The 19,338-nt window shown below is 59.1% G+C and carries 17 protein-coding genes and 1 tRNA gene; 15 read left to right on the forward strand and 3 right to left on the reverse strand.

Annotated features, from left to right (window positions below; genetic code table 11):
- The first annotated feature begins 151 nt into the window (after positions 1-151).
- The 5 genes from AAHE99_RS05960 to AAHE99_RS05980 all read left to right on the forward strand — a co-directional run bounded on the left by AAHE99_RS05960 (position 152) and on the right by AAHE99_RS05980 (position 5,905).
- Positions 152-1,828, forward strand: coding sequence for a hypothetical protein (locus AAHE99_RS05960; RefSeq protein ID WP_342115415.1), 1,677 nt, complete (start codon positions 152-154; stop codon positions 1,826-1,828).
- Between the two features lie 87 nt (positions 1,829-1,915).
- Positions 1,916-2,191, forward strand: coding sequence for a hypothetical protein (locus tag AAHE99_RS05965; protein WP_342115417.1), 276 nt, complete (start codon positions 1,916-1,918; stop codon positions 2,189-2,191).
- 83 nt (positions 2,192-2,274) lie between these two features.
- Positions 2,275-3,492 (forward strand): DUF3825 domain-containing protein, encoded by a 1,218-nt coding sequence (locus tag AAHE99_RS05970; protein WP_342115419.1) that lies wholly within the window; start codon positions 2,275-2,277, stop codon positions 3,490-3,492.
- A gap of 176 nt (positions 3,493-3,668) precedes the next feature.
- Positions 3,669-4,988 carry an amino acid permease gene (locus tag AAHE99_RS05975; RefSeq protein WP_342115476.1) on the forward strand — a complete coding sequence of 440 codons (1,320 nt, stop codon included), beginning with the start codon at positions 3,669-3,671 and terminating at the stop codon, positions 4,986-4,988.
- 53 nt (positions 4,989-5,041) lie between these two features.
- Positions 5,042-5,905 carry a class I SAM-dependent methyltransferase gene (locus AAHE99_RS05980; protein WP_342115421.1) on the forward strand — a complete coding sequence of 288 codons (864 nt, stop codon included), beginning with the start codon at positions 5,042-5,044 and terminating at the stop codon, positions 5,903-5,905.
- Positions 5,906-5,913: 8 nt separating this feature from the next.
- On the opposite strand, the gene AAHE99_RS05985 is transcribed toward AAHE99_RS05980, so the two are convergent.
- Positions 5,914-7,533 carry a M28 family metallopeptidase gene (locus tag AAHE99_RS05985; protein WP_342115423.1) on the reverse strand — a complete coding sequence of 540 codons (1,620 nt, stop codon included), beginning with the start codon at positions 7,531-7,533 and terminating at the stop codon, positions 5,914-5,916.
- 156 nt (positions 7,534-7,689) lie between these two features.
- On the opposite strand from AAHE99_RS05985, the gene AAHE99_RS05990 reads away from it, so the two are divergent.
- Positions 7,690-8,814, forward strand: a complete 1,125-nt coding sequence (locus AAHE99_RS05990; protein ID WP_342115425.1) for a low temperature requirement protein A — start codon at positions 7,690-7,692, stop codon at positions 8,812-8,814.
- Between the two features lie 69 nt (positions 8,815-8,883).
- Here AAHE99_RS05990 and AAHE99_RS05995 read toward each other — a convergent pair whose 3' ends face one another.
- Positions 8,884-9,615 carry a glutathione S-transferase family protein gene (locus AAHE99_RS05995; protein ID WP_342115427.1) on the reverse strand — a complete coding sequence of 244 codons (732 nt, stop codon included), beginning with the start codon at positions 9,613-9,615 and terminating at the stop codon, positions 8,884-8,886.
- 258 nt (positions 9,616-9,873) lie between these two features.
- Here AAHE99_RS05995 and AAHE99_RS06000 point away from each other — a divergent pair, with 258 nt between their 5' ends.
- The 3 genes from AAHE99_RS06000 (at position 9,874) to AAHE99_RS06010 (ending at position 11,957) form a co-directional block, all read left to right on the forward strand.
- A complete protein-coding gene (locus AAHE99_RS06000; RefSeq protein WP_342115428.1) occupies positions 9,874-10,059 on the forward strand; it encodes a hypothetical protein in 186 nt (61 codons plus the stop codon).
- Positions 10,060-10,412: 353 nt separating this feature from the next.
- Positions 10,413-10,829 (forward strand): CopG family transcriptional regulator, encoded by a 417-nt coding sequence (locus tag AAHE99_RS06005; RefSeq protein WP_342115430.1) that lies wholly within the window; start codon positions 10,413-10,415, stop codon positions 10,827-10,829.
- Between the two features lie 15 nt (positions 10,830-10,844).
- Complete coding sequence (locus tag AAHE99_RS06010) at positions 10,845-11,957, forward strand: extracellular catalytic domain type 1 short-chain-length polyhydroxyalkanoate depolymerase (RefSeq protein ID WP_342115433.1); 1,113 nt, start codon at positions 10,845-10,847, stop codon at positions 11,955-11,957.
- 240 nt (positions 11,958-12,197) lie between these two features.
- Here AAHE99_RS06010 and AAHE99_RS06015 read toward each other — a convergent pair.
- Positions 12,198-12,273 (reverse strand) — tRNA-Phe (locus AAHE99_RS06015).
- Between the two features lie 76 nt (positions 12,274-12,349).
- Here AAHE99_RS06015 and AAHE99_RS06020 point away from each other — a divergent pair.
- The 6 genes from AAHE99_RS06020 to AAHE99_RS06045 are packed head-to-tail and all read left to right on the forward strand — an operon-like array spanning position 12,350 to position 19,330.
- Positions 12,350-13,555 (forward strand): FAD-dependent monooxygenase, encoded by a 1,206-nt coding sequence (locus AAHE99_RS06020; RefSeq protein WP_342115435.1) that lies wholly within the window; start codon positions 12,350-12,352, stop codon positions 13,553-13,555.
- Positions 13,556-13,567: 12 nt separating this feature from the next.
- The gene (locus tag AAHE99_RS06025) at positions 13,568-14,290 is read left to right on the forward strand and encodes a DsbC family protein (RefSeq protein WP_342115436.1); all 723 of its coding nucleotides are present in this window, start codon (positions 13,568-13,570) and stop codon (positions 14,288-14,290) included.
- A gap of 9 nt (positions 14,291-14,299) precedes the next feature.
- Positions 14,300-14,758, forward strand: a complete 459-nt coding sequence (locus tag AAHE99_RS06030; RefSeq protein WP_342115438.1) for a (2Fe-2S)-binding protein — start codon at positions 14,300-14,302, stop codon at positions 14,756-14,758.
- Between the two features lie 11 nt (positions 14,759-14,769).
- Positions 14,770-16,965 (forward strand): xanthine dehydrogenase family protein molybdopterin-binding subunit, encoded by a 2,196-nt coding sequence (locus tag AAHE99_RS06035; protein WP_342115439.1) that lies wholly within the window; start codon positions 14,770-14,772, stop codon positions 16,963-16,965.
- Positions 16,962-17,543 carry a nucleotidyltransferase family protein gene (locus AAHE99_RS06040; protein ID WP_342115441.1) on the forward strand — a complete coding sequence of 194 codons (582 nt, stop codon included), beginning with the start codon at positions 16,962-16,964 and terminating at the stop codon, positions 17,541-17,543. Before AAHE99_RS06035 ends, AAHE99_RS06040 begins: the two co-directional genes overlap by 4 nt.
- Entirely contained in the window at positions 17,540-19,330 is a 1,791-nt protein-coding gene (locus AAHE99_RS06045) for a M61 family metallopeptidase (RefSeq protein ID WP_342115443.1), read from the forward strand. Before AAHE99_RS06040 ends, AAHE99_RS06045 begins: the two co-directional genes overlap by 4 nt.
- Positions 19,331-19,338 lie beyond the last annotated feature (8 nt).

The following is a 19,338-nucleotide window of genomic DNA, read 5'->3' on the forward strand; positions in this document are numbered from 1 at the left end:
AGTTCATCACCATGGGTGTGCGAAGGATTGCATTAACCTTTGTGTTAATGCGGGGGCGGGCAAGAAGTACTGTCGAGGTACTGAAATATCGGTTACATTTTGAATCGGTCGAAAGGCAACGTTCAATAACTAGGAATGGAATGGCCAACAGTTGAAGATCAAAGACGAAAATATATCCCCAAATGAAGCCCTTAAGGTCGCGCTCGCACTTTTGCCATTGCACGCCCAAGAGGGAGGGCGACGCGAGTCGCTAGTGGAAAGTGAACTTCTTCGTGCGATAACGGAATTGCATTTTTCGGAAGATACCGCCCGAGCTTTGATTTGGAGCATTCGTCGTCAATTCGAAGTGCTGGCACTGCTCGATCCGATTGATTTAAATGAAGGCAAGTGGGCTTTTGTTTCCTACCCTGCGTATTTGTTGGCATGTTCGTGGTTGAGTTGTCTGTCTACTCCCGGTCAAGTGCTTTTCCCAAGTGGTTACTGGTCGAACGATGCGCCGGAATGTGATAAAGACGTTCAGCGCGCGATTTTGCGGCAAATGGAAATTGCTCGCCAGCAGCTAAACCCACAAGCGGCTCCCATCCGCGTAGTGCATGTGGCATGGGCGTGGATCCGTCTTGCGGACCGGTTCCTTATGCATCGCCGCGAGGATAAGGCGCGCCAAGGGCAAAAAACCTTTGGACTCATAGGCGGACGTTTCAATTTGGACGACTTACCTCTGAATCATCAGCTGCGCCCAAAAATTTTGAGGGAAGTTTCGGAAATCGACTCAGATGTTGTCAAAGCGAACATAACTTCCACTCTAAAGCGTGAGCTCAAAGAGGAAATTGACTTGGTCGCCGGGGTTCATTATTCGTACGAAGAGGATGTTTCGGTGTTGCCGGTGTACAAGGAGGTCAATGGCCCTAGTAATCGACATGCCTTTAGTGCGTATAAATTCTATCTGTACGAAATAAAATTAACTCACATCGGCGAAACACATTTACTTTCCCAAATTTCGAATCGATCTGATAATTTAAAATGGTTTTCCATTGACGAAATGATTTCTCCTCAGCGATTTGACGGAAACTCTGCCTATGTTGATGTTCTGCACCAAGCTTGGGGAAAGGAACTCGATAAGAAATTGAGGTCAATTCCAGATTCTTCCGCAAGTTCGCTCACTTTCGCAGGCGAAAGTAAGATGTTAGACCTTATGGGGGACAGTGCCGCAGTTTTCCAATTCGGGAAACCGGGAAAAGAAAAGCCAATTTCGCCGTCTCGTGCATTATCGGAAGCTGAGTGGCAGATCCTTATTTTACTCGGGTGGCACGCACGTGGATTTGAAATACTTCTTGCTGACAATTCAGAGCTGAAGCTTTTAGAGGGGGGCTGGATCGATGCGGCGAATCTCATCCCCACCATTCGAAGTTTGCAAGACAAGATTCAGCCAAGTTTGCGCGGGTTAGTTGAAGTTCGAGAGAATCGTTTCGCTGCTCTGCGTATTGCCCCGGATATCCTTTTCTTCTCGGCTTCGCTTTTCCAATATCAATTCCGAGGTAGCAATGCTGGCGGCGGTGAGGTTCGGATCAAGCGTCTCGATGTGCTAACGCCTTGGGCAAAACTGTATGGCGAGGTTTACGAGCGGGACATCAAGGGAAGCACCTTATCAATTTTGCGTGAGCTTGAAAAAGGTGACGAGCCCTCCAGCGAGTGGGATCGGGCGTTAAGAGATCAACTGGGCGATGGTTTGAGGAGCATCGGGTTGCGGAGGCTATGGAGTATGAAAGGGAATACAACGTGTTTGATAGAAGGGCTGAAGCCCATCCCTGGCACTGATGGATACCGTTGATCGTACCTCCGGTAAATCTCCGTTAACAAACGTTCACGAACCGCTAAAGTTCTTGTTACCGAATGCAATCAGCATCGGCAACCCGATATGAAAGGATTGACCATGATTGATAAAGCTCTCCCCGCTGGCCTTGCTGGTGAAAAGCTCTCTCGTGCAATTACCGGTACGGATGAAGTGTCTAGCCAGCGCTCAGCTGTGGCGGCTGGCGCTGGTGCTGGCATGGGATACCTCGCTGCTAGTGGCACAGTGATTGGTTTGGAGGTCGTTGGGCTCACTGCTGCGGCGACTGCAGCTGCTCCCGCAGTCGGAGCGGTGATGGTTGTTGCGGGCGGTATCGCGCTGATTCGCAGCTTGTTCGACTAAAAGATCGAGATGGATCTCAATTTGCATTCCTGGGCAAGCGTGTGGATGCCCAGGGAGTATTAATTTAACTTGAAAGAAGATATATGAGCAGCGATTTAAACTCACTCAAGCAAACAATTTCACAAGCCTTTTCGCTGGCGCGAAGCGCAGATGTTGAGCAGCCAATTGATTTGGCCCGCTTAGGCACGTTCCTGGTTCAAGTAGACGAAACATTCTCGCCTCATAAGTATGGTGCGGAAAAACTACGCCCTTTGTTAGAAAAGGTGTCGGACGTTGTGCAAGTGGTCAAAGATGATTCGATTTATCCTCCAAGATATTTCGTCACGCACCTGACCAGCGGCGCAGAGCGACCTGTGATCGCCACAATTCTTGGCGACTCGAACGCTAGCAAAGCTTCGGCACCGATAACACTGATGCGTCAGTCTACTCAAACGTCTCCGGCAAAACTTAACGAGTTCGCATTCATCCATTCCGACAAGTGGACACGGCTCGCCGAGCTGGCACGTCCAGAGCCCTGGGGTGATGATAAGGATCCGCACTTCTACTTAAAGAACTATGTACGCCATACTTACTCTCGACTTGTCTATGAGGACAAAGTTAAGGTCTGCGGAGAGATGGCTGCGTTTAACACGGGCTTGGTCGACAGGCGTTTTCAGCCGGTTTACGCGTTGCTGAAAACCAATGAGCGCGGGGCGCCACCTTGGTTTTTGGACAGCTTCTGTGTGGCTGGCGAAAATTTTGCTGGAAAGCAGCTAGTAAAAATCTTCAGAGAACTGCCTGAGGCGGCCTATTATTTCAATAACCCTGCGGATATTTTTTTTGACGTTAATGCCCAGATTTACACAGATTGGGAGCATATTATCGAAGAGAATATCGATAGAATACCTGTTGAATTGCTAAAGCGCACCACACAGGATTTCAATGTGAAGTCATGTAATGGTATGACGGAGGAAGAGATTGATGAATATAAGGACGAGGTCGCTGCATATTTGAAAAAGGATGATTTCGCTTATCGTATGATCATGGATGCCTTCCGTCGAGCGATGGATCTGGCTTTGAAGAAGGTGCGCTGGAACTATAAGACCGCGATTCCTGTTTATTACAGCAGCAGAAATAAACTCCACATGCTTTTACCTCTTTGCTTAATATCAGAGGAAAGAGTTGATGTAGCGCTCGTTGTAGAGCGAACGGATTCTGGTAATTATCAAGCCCATACTATTTATCCGCTTGAATGGGCGTATACCAATTCCCGCCTCATTGCTCGTCCCGAGAGTGAATGGTTACGTGCTAGTGCTAAATGAGTTGTGCGAGGGGATGACGTTGTCACAGATCATTTGGTGTTATTGTCGAAACGGAGGTTGGGCGGGTAGTGTTTGCAGTGACATGCTTTTAAAGTAGCGTTGCACATTTTCGATGGGGGTGATGCTTGAAGGGTAAGTATGAACTGGCTCATAGCCTTAAACAACGCCATATCACCATGATCGCCCTGGGCGGCGTAATTGGCGCCGGCCTTTTTGTCGGATCGGGAGCGATCATTGCCAGCGCCGGGCCGGCGGCGATCCTGTCCTACCTGATCGGCGGTTCTATCGTCACCCTGGTGATGTTCATGCTCGGCGAAATGGCGATCCGCACCATTGACAGCGGTTCGTTCTCCACCTTCGCCAGCATGTACCTGGGTGAATGGGCGGGCTACTCGGTGGGCTGGCTGTACTGGTTCAAGTCGATGATCACCATTACCATCGAAGCGATCCTGCTGGGCGCCATCCTGCATGACTTCCTGCCCGGGCTGCCGGTATGGGTGGGAGCCTTGCTGATGCTCCTGATCGTCATCTCCAGCAATATCTATTCGGTGCGCTCATTTGGCGAAGCTGAGTACTGGCTTTCGTTTGCGAAGATCAGCGCGATCCTGATTTTCATGGTGCTGGGCGTGTCGATCCTGTTGAATTTGCAGAGCGGCTTTGCTGCGCCCGGCCTGGCTAACCTGACGGCGCATGGCGGCTTCATGCCGAACGGGATGGGGCCGGTGCTGGCCGGCGTGACGGTGGTGATCTTTTCGCTGGGCGGCAGCGAGATTGCCGCGGTGGCGGCAGGGGAGTCGGAGAATCCGCGCGAGAATGTGATCAAGGCTATCCGCAGCGTGATCTTCCGGGTGATGGTGTTTTATGTGGGCTCGGTGTCGATCCTGATCCTGTGCTTGCCGTGGACCGATACCGTCAACCTGAAGTCGCCTTACGTGGCCTTGTTCAGCCTGGCCGGCTATCCCTGGGCTGCGACGGCGCTGAAGATCGTGCTGTTCGTATCCTTCATGTCGGTGATGAATTCCTTCCTGTTCTCGAATTCGCGCATGATGTATTCCCTGAGCCAGCGCGGCTACGCACCGGCGCTGTTCGGCCGCACCAACGCGCGTGGGGTTCCGCTCAATGCACTGGCGCTGAGTTTCACCGTGTGCGTGGCGATCCTGATGGTGCATTTCGTCAGCGGCGGCGACTTGTTCATGACGCTGGCCAAGAGCAGCGGCGCCTTCATCATGATGGTGTGGATCGTCATCATCCTGGCCCATGCACGGATGCGGATGGCGTCGCCCGCGTCCACGTCCGGCGAAATTCCCTTCAAGGCCTGGCTCTACCCCTACGGCAATGGAATCGCGCTGCTGACACTGATGGCGGTGCTGCTGTCGCTGGCTTTCAATCCTGACACGCGCTTCCAGTTCGTGTTCATGTGCGTGATCACCGTGGCGATCATCGCGTCTTACTTCACACTGCGTTCGCGGCCCGTACAAACCACTGGCGCTGGTTGATTTTGTCACCTAACTTGTTGGAGTCAGTCCGATCCATTTACAAGGAGAGTGTCATGAGCCAGCCCAGCCAGTCCACGCCGTCAACCCAGCAGCCGCGCGATGCCGGCGCGCCAGACTTTGCTGCCATCAAGCAACGCCAGCAGGCGACTTGGGCCAGCGGCGATTTCGCCATCATCGGCGTCACGCTGCAAATCGTCGGCGAATCGCTGGCCGAGGCGGCCGATATCCGCGCCAACGAAAAAGTGATTGATATTGCCGCCGGGAACGGCAACGCAACGCTGGCGGCGGCGCGCCGCTTCGCCAGGGTCACTTCCACCGATTACGTCCCGGCGCTGCTGGAGAAGGGCAAGGTGCGCGCAGCCGCCGAAGGCCTGGCGATCGAGTTCCGCGAAGCCGACGCAGAGGCGCTTCCGTTTGCAGATGCTAGTTTCGACGCCGCGTTATCGACCTTCGGCGTAATGTTCACCCCCAACCACGCCCAGTCCTCCAGCGAGATGATGCGGGTGGTCCGCCCCGGCGGGCGCATCGCCATGGCCAATTGGACGCCGGAAGGCTTTATCGGCCAGCTGTTCAAGACCATAGGCAAACATGTGCCGCCACCGGCCGGCTTGAAATCGCCCGCCATGTGGGGCACGGAAGACTATCTGAGGGAACTGTTCGGCAGCCATGCCGCGCGCATTGAGGCGGTGCGCAAGACCTTCAACTTCCGCTACGCCTCCGCCGCGCACTGGCTGCAGATATTCCGCGACTATTATGGGCCGGTGTACAAGGCATTTGCCGCAGTCGGTGCGGATGGCGAGAAGGCGCTGGAGAAGGACATCACCGACCTGCTGGACCGGTTCAATACTGCAGGCGCCGCGTCGCTGGTGGTTCCAGGTGAATACCTGGAAGTGGTGGTGACCAAACGCAGCGCCTGATTTCCGTCTTACTTTCGGAAGGTATCGCCGAAGAAATCGCCCTGGTTCCATACCGGGCGATCCTTCGCGTTCGCGACTTCCAGCGCCAGGTTGTAATTCACCTTGGCGAAGCGGATCGCCGCGTCGAAGTTGAATGGCTGGCTCAAGTCGTCGTTCGGCTTGTGGTAGCGCTTGGCGAAGAAGTCGCCCCATTGCTGTGCCGCGTTTTCTTCCTTGCTGAACGAGGTCTGGCCGGTCACCAGCATGATCGATGGGATGCCTTGGCGCACAAAGCTGTAGTGGTCGGAGCGCACAAAGATCGCCTGCTCCGGCCATGGGTCCGGGCCGACGGTCACGCCAACCTTTTTCACGGCGTTGGTCACGGCGGTATTCAGGCTGGAATGCTCGGCGCCCATCGCCACCACGCTGCTGAAGTCATAATTCAGCAAAGGCATATCGAGGTTCACGTTGGCCACGATATCCTTCTGCGGCACCGTCGGGTTGCTGGCGAAATAGTCGGAGCCCAGCAGGCCCTTCTCTTCGCCGGTCAGGGCGATAAACAGGACCGAGCGTTTCGGCTTGACGGGCAGGGCGTTGAACATACGCGCCATCTCGATCAGGATCGCCACGCCGGATGCGTTGTCCATGGCGCCGTTGTAGATATTGTCGCCGCTCTTTTCCGGCACGATGCCCAGATGATCCAGGTGGGCGCTGAACACCACGTACTCATTCTTCAGCAGCGGATCGCTGCCCGGGATCATGCCGACCACATTGCTGCTCCTGGTGTCGCGCCGGGTCGCCCCTTGCGATGCACGCAGCGATTGCTTCAGGTCCACCTGGGGCAGTGGCTGGTTGGCTTCGGCCGCGGCATAGATATCTTCCAGCTTGGTGTCGGCCTTGGCGAACAGCTTTTTCGCGCCATCCATGCTGACGGTCACGCTGTCCTGCATGAAGGGGAAGCTGCCTTCAGGCTTGCCGGAAGCGTCGGTCCACGACATGGCGGGGAAACCCATATTGCGTTTCAATGCCGCGAAAGGCGTGGTCTTTTCCGATTTTGGGGTCCACATCACCACCACGCCGGCTGCACCCAGCTGGGCAGCCACCCGGACCTTTTCACGCGCGCTGCCAAGGTGCGCGCCGACTTCGGACGGGAAGCGGCTTGGGTAGCCTTGCAGCACCACCACAATCTTGCCCTTCACATCGGCTGACTTGTAGTCGTCATGCTGCATCGCCTTGCTGCGGATGCCGTAGCCAACAAAAAGCAGCGGCGCCGCTTTGGCCGACGGCGACTCGCCGACGCGGGTACCCATGACAAAATCGCTGCCGAGTGTCAGGCGTTCAGTGCCGGCGCCCGAAATCAGCTCTGCCACGGCGGAATCCGGAATTGCCGTCGCTAAGCGCAGCGGCACGTGCTGCAGGTAAGTGCCCTGGTCGCCTTTGGGCGCTACGCCGTGCTGGGCAAATTGCGCTGCCACGTAGCTGGCGGCGATATCATAGCCGCGGCTGCCGGTTTCCCGCCCCTCAATGCGGTCGTCCGCCAGGAAGTCAATGTGGGCCTTGATGGCATTCTTGCTGGCCTGTGGCTCCGCCATACTGGCGCTGCTGGCTGCAAACAAACAGGCGGTGATCACCGCGCGATATCCGGGCATGTCCGATCCTTTTGAGTGGAGAAATAACAGGGTGTCATCCTATTATTAAAACCCGTCCCAAACAATCCCGCGATTGAGGTCGTCCGCCAGGTTGCTAAAGACTACAATCGGTGTGTCCAGCCGGGCAAATTTGACGTGGCAAAGGGGGCGGGTGATATGCGCAACACCAAATATTTCGAGCCCAATCGTACTGCCACCTGGCTCGAGTTGTTCTTTGACCTGATTTTTGTCGTGACGATTGGGGATGTCACGCATATCCTGAGCCACACGCACGAGGGGCGGCTCGACCCGCTCCAGTTCTGGAAATTCGTCCTGATTTTCCTGCCGTTGTGGTGGATCTGGGTCAGCCATACGGTCTATGCCAACCGGTTCGACGCCGATGACCGCAAGCATCGGCTGGCAACCCTGTGCATCATGTTCCTGCTGATCATCATCTCCGGCCTGATCGACCAACGATTCCTGGCCAGCTTTGGCGCCATCGTCGTTGGCTACACCCTCTCGAAATACATCATCGCCATGATGTATTTCGTTTCAAAGTACCGGCACAAAGGGTGCGATAAGCTTACAACGGCAGTTTGCTGGGTGGTTGTCGCTGGCGCCACCATTAGCCTCGCGTCGATCCTTTTCCCGCCGCCACTGCGATATGGCGTGTTTTACCTGGGAATTGCCTTCGATCTGCTTGCTTTCATCTTTTTCTTGCCGCCTCGGCTCGAGGTGATCCCGGTGCATACCGAACACCTGATCGAGCGGGTGGGCCTGCTCACGATCATCATGCTGGGAGAGTCCGTCAGCAGCCTGTCCGCAGGACTGGCCAACTTTAGCTGGACGGTGGAGACGCTACTGACCGCCGTCACCGGGTTTGTGATGATATCGGCCATCTGGTGGGTCTACTTTGACAGTTTCCACCTGCTGACCAGACAGAAGCTCACGACCGGCCATTCGGTGCTTTTATCGCATTTTTTCGTTTTCATCGGCCTGTCGATCCTGGCCAGCCTGATCCGGCACGCGATTCTGGACAGTATGGCGGTATCCGATTTCAGGGTGCTGGCGGTCATCGGCGCGGTCTGCTTTTTCATCGGCAAGCAGTACGCCTACTTTATGGAGATTCCCGAACTGCGGCAGCAGCTGGTCGTCAACACCCTGGTCGTCTTCGTGTTGACCGGGCTTGCCCTGCTATTGCCCAGAACTGATTACATCCTGCATGGCCTTACCGCTGCGATGATTTGTTATGCGGTCCTCAGCCTCCGCTACCTGAACGTGCCACGCACTGAAAAGGGCTGAAAACGAAAACGCCGACCTGCATGGGTCGGCATTTTCACTTGTTATTCCTGGTGGCCCGGGGCTTACGTCTTAAGAGGCGCCATCGCTGGCCGCCTCGCTCCAAAAGGCATTTTTCATGCGTCCGCAAAAATCGACCAGGTTTTCATGTTGTTCAACCACCCGTTTTAAAGGTGTTGAGTGCGGAAAGGCCAGCAAGTTGGCCAATGTGCCGTACGCGGACGCGTCAGCCAGGCCGGGCTTATCACCATGAAAGTAGGGGCGCTCGCCCAATAGCGACGAAAGGGCCACCAGATCCGCTTGTCCGATGGCGGCGATGCGCGCAGAATCGTGCCTTGCAATACCCTGTCCTTGAAGGCTTGCCAGCATCTTTCGGCGAATCGTCATTGCCAACAATTGCCGCAGGATGGGTGGCAGGTACCCAAATATCGCGTCTCTCGTCGTGGGCCAGTATTCAGTTTGCTGCCAGCGCTCCCACACAGCGGCGAAATAGAGACTTTCCTCCAGCGTGCGAAGTATAAGGTGCGTCCGCGCGCGCTCTTCCGCACTGGCACCGTGCGCGGGATCAATGCTGAATTCCTCGGCGATGCCGCTGATAATGACATTGCTGTCGGCCACTGTGCTGCCATCCGCTCTGAGTATGTAGGGCACTTTGCCTGTGTGCGAACGAGGTGGTTTGGTTAGGGCGATTGCGATATACGGAATTTTTTCCATCCGCAGCCAGGTTTCCAATTTCAGGCAAAACGGGCTACTGCTTGGCAAGCCCCACGCCGGGCGCATTCCAACAACTCGAATGTGTTCCACTGCATACTCCAAATTAAAGGTCGAGGCGTCAGTGTGAATTGACGCCGGGACGACGTCTTGAATTTTTGCGACATTGGCTAGAATTTTTGGTGGTGATGTTTTTCCTTGACTCGTTCCATCGGTTAACGGGCCTGGATATGGGCGCGCTGTAACAATATGCTGGCGCGCCGTCCGCCAGGCAGGCGGCCTGACGGATGGGCTGTTGGGCGACTGGGTGCGGCGTCTGGGAGGGGCAGGCAGCGTACAGAACAGGCGTCTGTGCAGGCGCGCGACGATACTCTGGCGGGCAAGCTGTCGCTCGGTGAGGCGGCATATCGCCAAGGCTATTCCGACCAAGCGCATCTGAGCCGCGATGCCCGGGACCTCTCAGGCATCAGCCCCAGCACGCTGCTGCCGGAACGACTGGGGCATGAGAGTTACTGGGTTTACCGGATCTGGCACTGACATTGAATGCCGCTCAGTTGCCAGTCGCATTGGCCGGCGAAACGGAAATGGAGCGGGAAGTTGAAGAAGCGAAGGGGAAACGAAAAACGCCGACCACGAGGATCGGCGTTTTCACTTTTTATTCTTGGTGGCCCGGGGCGGAATCGATCGGCCGCTCGTCCGCGCACACCCCGATAGCTGAGCCATGCCCGACCAGTGTCACCGGAGCCCCTTCCGATCCCAGTTCTCTCGCAAAACCAACAACATCCCATCTTGAAACTCCCCCCAAATTTCATCTTACTCTTGTATTCTGATATTTATACTCCAATTGGAGTATGCTGGGAGTATATTTTAAGTATCGGAGAGGATTTGAAGTGAAAATAGTTGATATCAAGAAAAGGCTGCCGGACACGGACAAGGTGACGGTGAATCTCGGGCTGGTGGATTTGGCCCAGATGGATTTACTGGTGGAAGAGGGCTTCTATACCAATCGCACCGACTTCGTGCGCACCGCCGTGCGCAACCTTCTGCAACAGCATGCGGAAGAGATCCGCCAGACGGTGCTGCGCAAGCGCTATGTCACGGGCCTGCAGCGCTATTCGCGCGCCGAGCTCGAACGCGTGGTCGCGGCCGGCGAACAGTTGGAAATCCACGTGCTGGGATTGGTGACCATCGAGGATGACGTGCCGCCCAAACTGGCACAGGCGGCCATCGCGTCCCTCCGCGTCCTTGGTGCATTCGTGGCATCGGCGGCGGTGAGGGATGCGCTGGCCGATCGCCTTCACACCTAGCTATTGGAGACAACCATGAAACCGTTTGAACAATTCCTCGGAAAGATGATGGAAGCAGCACGCCTGACCCAGGCGCAGGATCCGCATAGCGCCAATGAAGTCATCCAGAACGCGCTAAAGGCGGCAGGCCTGCTGCCCGCGCAAGGTGGCGTCGATCCCGGCTATGCGCCGGGATTGACGCCGACCATGGCGCCGGGCGCGCGCCCGACGCGCAAACCCACGCCAATGCGCAAGCGGCAAACTGCGCCGGTGCGCGATCCGCGCGCGCCGGGGGAATTTCTGCCAGGATCGTTCACGGGTATTGCCGGTACGCGCCAATACAAGTTGTACGTGCCATCGACGGCGCCGACCGGCCCACGTCCGCTTATCGTCATGCTGCACGGATGCACGCAGAATTCCGACGATTTTGCGGCCGGCACCGCAATGAATGCCGTGGCGGAACAGCATGGTTGTCTCGTGCTCTATCCGGAACAGTCGCGCGGCGCCAACCCCACGCTGTGCTGGAACTGGTTCGAGGCCGTGCACCAGGAGCGCGGCGAAGGCGAGCCGGACCTGATCGCTGGCATGACGCAACAAATCGTCGACGAGTGGCAGGCCGACGAGCGGCGCGTTTACGTGGCCGGTTTGTCCGCTGGCGGTGCGATGGCCGCCATCATGGCGGCGGCCTATCCCGACATGTATGCGGCAGTTGGTGTCCATTCCGGCCTGCCGGTGGGGAAGGCGCGTGACCTGATTACGGGGCTGGCAGCGATGAAGAAGGCGCCGCGCGCTGGCCGCAAGACGAACGGCCGCGTGCGCCAGCGGGTGCCGGTAATCGTGTTCCACGGGGACTGCGACGAGGTGGTGCATGCGGGGAATGGCGAGGCGGTACTGGAGCAGTTTCTTTGCCCACCCTTGTCCGGTGAAGCGTTGCGTCGCACCAAAGAGCGCACCGTCAACGCTGGCGGCAGGGCGTACACCAAGATGGTGATGATGGACGCCAACGGCCGCAGCGTGGCCGAGCATTGGTCGTTGCACGGCGCAGGCCACGCCTGGTCGGGCGGCAGCGCTGCCGGCTCCTACACGGATCCGAATGGGCCCGATGCGTCGGCCGAGATGGTGAGGTTCTTTCTCGCGCAGGCGGATTGAGCTATCGTGTCTTGCCGAACGGGTGCCAATTCCACGTGCTGGCAATTTGCGGTACGCATTTGAGAGTACTTGTTGGGCGAATTGTTGTTTAAGGCCGCTTCGAACGGCGGCGACCGGACGATTCGGACGGTGGTGCGGGGTAGAGGGTGGTGCGCCGGAAATAGATCGGACACGAGGACTTATTGCGCTGAAAACAAAAACGCCGATCTGCATGGATCGGCGTTTCGACACGGATGTTCTTGGTGGCCCGGGGCGGAATCGAACCACCGACACAAGGATTTTCAATCCTCTGCTCTACCAACTGAGCTACCAGGCCAAGAGGCAGCATTATAGCAGGGATTCCTTGCTTTGCAATAGTCTTTTTTCCGTTGTGGGAAAGCTATAATGGCTGGATGAACAAGCCCACGCATCACCATGTACAGACTGCGGTCTGTATCGTCGGCAATGGCGCCATTGCCAAAACGGCAGCACTTGCCTTTGCCCAATCCGGATTGAGCGTGACGTTGCTGGGACCGCCCCCGGCGTCGGCCCGTCCGGATGAGGCGAGCTGGGATGTCCGCGTGTTCGCCCTCAACCACACCGCCCACCGCCTGCTGGATTCCCTGAAAGTCTGGGGCGCCATGGACCAGGCGCGTATCGCTCCGGTCGACGCCATGCTGGTCAACGGCGATGGCGCCAAGGCCGGCGCGCTGAATTTTGACGCTTACGGCGCCCATACCGGCACCCTGTGCTGGATTGTGGAAGACCGCAACCTGAACCAGGCCCTCGATGCGGCGCTGCGTTTTGCCCAGAACGTGCATTTCGTGCACGGCAAGGCGGTGGCGCTCAAGCATGACGCGGAGGGCGCCGTGATCACGCTGGACGACGGCTCCCACCTGGGCGCCGCACTGGTGGTCGGCGCCGATGGCGCCCAGTCCTGGGTGCGCGGGCAGTGCGATATCGGGCTCGATTACCGTCCTTATAACCAGAGCGGCGTGGTGTCCAACTTCGCCTGTGAGCTGCCGCACCATGGCGTGGCGCACCAGTGGTTCACCGGGGAGCAGGGCATTGTGGCCTTGCTGCCGCTGCCGGGCGACCGGGTGTCGCTGGTGTGGTCGGCACCGGATATGCTGGCCGACACCCTGTGCCGTGAAGGCGCCGCCGCCCTGGCCGAGCGCCTGGCGGTGTTTGCGCAGGAGAAACTGGGCAAACTGACGCCGCTGCAGCCGGAAGACGTGAAGGCCTTCCCGTTGCGCCTGATGCGCCCGCATTCGATGGTGGCGCCGCGCGTGGCCCTGGTGGGCGATGCGGCCCACGTGGTGCATCCGCTGGCCGGCCATGGCATGAACCTGGGCTTCGGCGACGTGCAGGAGCTGGTCAAGGCGGTGGCGGAGCGCGAGGAACACCGTTCCATTGGAGATGAACGGGTGCTGGCGCGCTATGCCCGCGCCCGCAAGGAGGAGGTGAGCCTGATGCTGGCCACCACCGACGGCCTGGAACGCCTGTTTGGAACCGACCTGGAACCGGTGCGCGCAGTGCGCAATTTCGGGCTAAACTTGCTGGACAAATTGCCGGCCGTAAAGCGCCGGCTGATTTCCCACGCACTTGGTAAGTTGTAAAGCGGAGAACCTATGAAGATGAGCAAGCTGGCAATGGTTATGGCCACGACCATGCTGATGTCCTGCGCGGATGCGCAGAACGCCAAAGAGGAAGCCAAACTGCGCAAAGCCCTGGCAGAACACCTGGGCGATGTGAAAATTGATTCCATCAAAAAGACCCCATACGCCGACCTGTACGAGATCCGCGTCGGCGGCGATATCCGCTACACCGATAAGACCGGCAGCTACCTGATCGTGGGCCACGTGTTTGACCTGAAGTCGTCGCAAGACCTGACCCAGGCGCGTATCGACGATATCAACAAGATCAACTTCGACGAGCTGCCGAAAGAGCTGGCACTGAAGACCGTCAAAGGCAACGGCAAGCGCGTGATGGCGATCTTTGAAGATCCGAACTGCGGCTACTGCAAGCGCTTCCGCGCCACCACCCTGGCCAGCATCGATAACGTGACGGTGTACACCTATATGTACAACATCCTGTCGCCGGATTCGGTCACCAAGTCGCAGAACATCTGGTGCTCGGCCGACCGCAACAAGGCCTGGGACGACTGGATGTTGGGCGGCAAACTGGCGCCGGCAGCGCCGAATGGCTGCAATTCGCCGAACGAGAAAGTACTGGCCCTGGGCCAGAAGATGAATATTAACGGCACCCCGGCAATCTTCTTTGCCGACGGCAGCCGCCTGGCAGGAGCAGTTGATCAGCGTACCCTGGAAGCTAAGTTCGCCACCATCAAATAAGGAGCTGGCATGGTCACATTGAATATCAACGGGCGCGACGTGCAGGTCGACGCCGATCCCTCCACGCCCATCTTGTGGGCGTTGCGAGACAACCTCAATATGACCGGCACCAAGTTTGGCTGCGGTATGGCCATGTGCGGCGCCTGCACCGTGCACCTGGAGGGGCAGGCGATCCGCTCCTGCGTGACGCCGATTTCCGCGGCGGTGGGCCAGAAGATCACCACCATCGAAGCCATGTCCGCCGACAAGGTGGGCAAAGCGGTGCAGGATGCCTGGGTCAAGCACGACGTGCCGCAATGCGGCTACTGCCAGAGCGGCCAGGTGATGAGCGCGACGGCCCTGCTGCGCACCAATAAGGCGCCGAGCGACGCCGATATCGATAACGCCATGTCGGGCAATATCTGCCGCTGCGGCACCTATCAACGGATCCGCGCGGCCATCAAGGACGCTGCGAAATCCATCGCCTGACGGAGGCCGCCATGCGCAAAGAATGGTTCATGGCAGCTCAATCGGATGGCGCAGGGGTTTCGCGCCGTACCTTCCTCAAAGCCGGCAGCGGTCTGCTGCTAGGTTTCTATGTCGCCAGCGGCGGCGGGCGCTTTGCGCGCGCGGTGGCTGCCGATGCGCCGGCCAAGCCGCCGGTGGCGCCCAACGCTTTCCTCCATATTGCGCCGGACAATACCGTCACCATCCAGGTCAACCGCCTCGAATTCGGCCAGGGCGTGCATACCGCGCTGCCGATGCTGATCGCGGAGGAGCTCGATGCGGACTGGTCGCAGGTGCGTTCGGCATTGGCGCCGGCTGGCGATGCGTATAAAGACCCGAATTTCGGCATCCAGATGACCGGCGGCTCGACCGCCGTCAAGCACTCGTGGATGCAGCACCGTGAAATCGGCGCCCGTGCGCGCGCCATGCTGGTCGCTGCGGCGGCCGAGCAGTGGAAGGTGCCTGCGGCGCAGGTGCGCACGTCCAAGGGCATGCTGCACGGGCCTTCGGGCCAGAGCGCTACCTACGGCGCCATGGCCGATGCGGCGATGAAACAGCCGGTGCCCCAGGTCGTGAAGCTGAAGGATCCAAAAGACTTCACCATCATTGGCAAGCCGACGCCGCGCCTGGATGCGCGCGCCAAGTCGAGCGGTATGCAGCAGTTCGGCATGGATTTCAAGCCGGAGGGCGCCAAGGTGGTGCTGGTGGCGCGTCCGCCTATCTTTGGCGGCAAGCTGAAGAAGTTCGATGCGTCCAAGGCCAAGGCGATTCCAGGCGTGATCGATACCATCAAGGTCGATACCGACCGTGGCGGCAGCGGAGTGGCGGTGGTGGCGAATGGCTACTGGCCGGCCAAGCAGGGCCGCGATGCGCTGGTGATCGAGTGGGATACCGCCGGCCTGGAGAAAGTCTCCAGCAAGAAGCAGGTGGCAGAGTACAAGGCGCTGGCGAAGAAGGCCGGTACGCCGGTGAAGAAGGCCGACACGTCGGCCATCGCCAAGGCGCCGAAGAAAATCAGCGCTACTTACGAATTCCCTTACCTGGCGCATGCGCCGATGGAACCGCTCAACTGCGTGGTGGACCTGAAGGCCGATTCCTGCACCATCTGGGCGGGCAGCCAGTTCCAGACGCTGGATGCGTTGGCGGCCGCCAAGGCTGCGGGGCTGACGCCGGATAAGGTTACGTTGCACACCATGATGGCCGGTGGCGGCTTTGGCCGCCGCGCGGTGCCGACTTCCGATTACATCGTGGAGGCGGTGAATGTGGCCAAGGCCTGGGGCAAGGGGCCGGTCAAGGTGATCTGGAGCCGCGAGGACGATATTAAGGGTGGCTACTATCGCCCGGTCTACGTGCACCAGGCCGACATCGGCATGGACGCCAAGGGCAATATCGTGGGCTGGAACCATGTGATTGTCGGCCAGTCCATCATCACGGGTACGCCGTTCGAGCCGATGATGGTGAAGGATGGCGTGGATGCGACCTCGGTGGAGGGCATGGGCGAGCCGTATTCGGTGCCGATGAACCTGACCGTGCATAACGCGAAGGCGAATGTGCCGGTGCTGTGGTGGCGATCCGTGGGGTCGACCCACACGGCCTTCGTAATGGAGACGCTGATCGACGAGGCGGCGCATGCTGCCAAAATGGACCCGGTGGAGTACCGTCGCAAGCTGGTCGATCCCAAGCATGTCCGCCAGCTGGCGGCGCTGAACCTGGCAGTCGAGAAGTCGGGCTATGGCAAGACCAAGCTGCCGAAAGGGCAGGCTTGGGGCGTCGCGATGCACGAGTCGTTCGAGACTTCGGTGGCGTATGTGGTGGTGGCGTCGATGAAGAATGGGCAGCCCAAGCTGCACAAGGTCACCGCTGCCGTGCACTGCAACCTGCCGGTGAATCCGATGACGATCGAGGCGCAGGTGCAGGGCGCGGCGCTGATGGGGCTGGGCACCACCTTGCCCGGAGCGGCGATTACGCTGAAGGATGGCGTGGTCGAGCAGGGCAACTTCAATGACTACAGCGTGGCGCGCATGACGGATATGCCGGTGGTGGAGGTGTTCACCGTGGCCTCGACCGACAATCCGACGGGTATGGGCGAGCCGGGCTTGCCGCCGCTGGCGCCGGCGCTGGCCAATGCGGTGTTCAAGCTGACGGGCAAACGCGTTCGCAAGCTGCCGTTTGATATGGCGAAGGCTTGATCGCCGGCGTTTTGCTGGCGGCCGGCAGCGGCAGCCGTTTCGATCCGGGCGGCGCGCGCTATAAGCTGCTGCAGGCGCTGCCTGGTGGCGAGCTGGTGGTTGCCGCCAGCGCGCGCGCCTTGCTGGCCGCTGTGCCGCGGGTGGTCGCAGTGGTGCGCCCGCAGGACGCCGACACGGCGCACCTGCTGCGCGAACTTGGCTGCGAGGTCGTTGCTTGCGCCGACGCTGCCAGCGGCATGGCCGCCTCGCTGGTATGCGGCGTACAGCACGCACAGGACGCGGATGGCTGGCTGATTGCGCTGGCGGATATGCCGTACGTGCGGCCTGCCACGATGGCCGCGTTGGCCCAAGCGGTCGCGCCGCGTGATGCGGAGCGGCTGGACGCCATTGCTGCGCCGGTGTTCGGCGGGCGTCGCGGCAATCCCGTCGCCTTTGGCCGCGCCCATTTGCAAGCCCTGCTGGCGCTGGACGGAGACCAGGGCGCCCGCAGCATTTTGAAGAACAATCCGGTTAACGAACTGATGGTGGATGATCCCGGCATCCTGCAGGACATCGATACACCATCCGATATCAAATGAAGAACAAAAAAATCAGCTACACCATTGCCGCCAAGGATCTCTCGGCGCACATGTTCCAGGTCACCGTGACCGTTGAATCCCCAGCGCCGGAAGGCCAGGTATTTGTGTTGCCGGCCTGGATCCCCGGCAGCTACATGATCCGCGAGTTCTCGCGCAACATCGTGCAGGCCCGCGCCGAATGCGGCGGCCAGCCGGTTGAACTGACCAAGCTGGATAAGCACTCCTGGCAAGCCGCCCCCTGCAAGGGCAAGCTCACCGTGCACTACGAAGTCTATGCATGGGACCTGTCGGTGCGCGCCGCCCACCTCGACCAGACGCACGGCTTCTTCAACGGCACCAGCGTGTTCCTGCGCGTTGTCGGCAGCGAGGACGTGCCGCACGTGGTCGATATCCAGCGCCCGGCGCACGAAGCGGCCGCCAAATGGCGCGTCGCCACCGCGCTGAAAGAACTGAAGGCCAAGCGCTACGGCTTCGGCACCTACATCGCCCAGGACTACGATGAGCTGATCGACAGCCCGGTCGAGATGGGCACCTTCGCACTGGCCAGCTTCAAGGCGCTCGGCGTGCAGCACGACGTGGTGTTCACCGGCCGCGTGCCGAACCTGGACATCACCCGCATCTGCAACGACCTGAAGCAAATCTGCGAAACGCAGATCGCCTTCTTCGAACCTCGCACCAAAAAAGCCCCGATGGACCGCTACGTCTTCATGACGATGGTGGTGGGCGACGGTTACGGCGGCCTGGAACACCGCGCTTCCACCGCCCTGATCTGCTCGCGCGCCGACCTGCCGACCATCTCGCAGCGCGGCAAGGAACCGAGCGACGGCTACATGACCTACCTGGGCCTGTGCAGCCACGAATACTTCCACACCTGGAACGTCAAGCGCATCAAACCCGCCGTATTCGCACCGTACGACTACCAGGTGGAGAACTACACTCCGCTGCTTTGGCTGTTCGAAGGCTTCACCAGCTATTATGACGACCTGATGCTGGTACGCGCCGGCCTGCTGTCGGAAGATGGCTACTACAAGCTGCTCAATAAGGCGGTCGCCGGAGTGTTGCGCGGCAGCGGCCGCACCAAGCAAAGCGTGGCCGACTCCAGCTTCGACGCCTGGGGCAAGTACTACCGCCAGGACGAGAACTCGCCGAACGCCATCGTCAGCTACTACGCCAAAGGCTCGCTGATCGGCCTCGCGCTGGACCTGACCATCCGCGCCAAGACCAATGGCAAGCGCTCGCTGGACGACATCATGCGCGCGCTGTGGCAGCGCTACGGTCGCGACTTCTACAACGGCAAGCCGCGCGGCGTAACCCCGGAAGGCGTGGAAGCCCTGTTCGACGACATCGCCGGCTTCAAACTGAAGCCATTCTTCGACAAGTACATCCGCGGCACGGAAGACGTACCACTGGCCAAGCTGCTGCCGCAGTTCGGCGTCAGCTACAAGGACGAACGCAAATCGACCAAACCGAGCATGGACGTCAACATCGGCCGCGACGGCGCCGACTGCAAGCTGTCCGCCGTGCACGATGGCGGCGCCGCACAGAAGGCCGGCCTGTCGGCCAACGACCTGCTGGTGGCGATCGACGGCTTGCGCGTGAACGGCAACCCGTCCAACGTGGAAGGCCTGCTGGCGCGCTACAAAGTCGGCGACACCGTGCAGGTGCATGCCTTCCGCCGCGACGAGCTGATGATGTTCGACGTCACCCTGCAGGGCGACCGCGTGCCCGGCATCACCATGACAGTGGAAGAGAAGAAGACCACCCCGCGCCGCCCGACCGCCGCCTGATCCAGTGC

This window comes from Pseudoduganella sp. OTU4001, from assembly GCF_038440195.1.
In the GTDB taxonomy this organism is placed as follows: domain Bacteria; phylum Pseudomonadota; class Gammaproteobacteria; order Burkholderiales; family Burkholderiaceae_D; genus Rugamonas.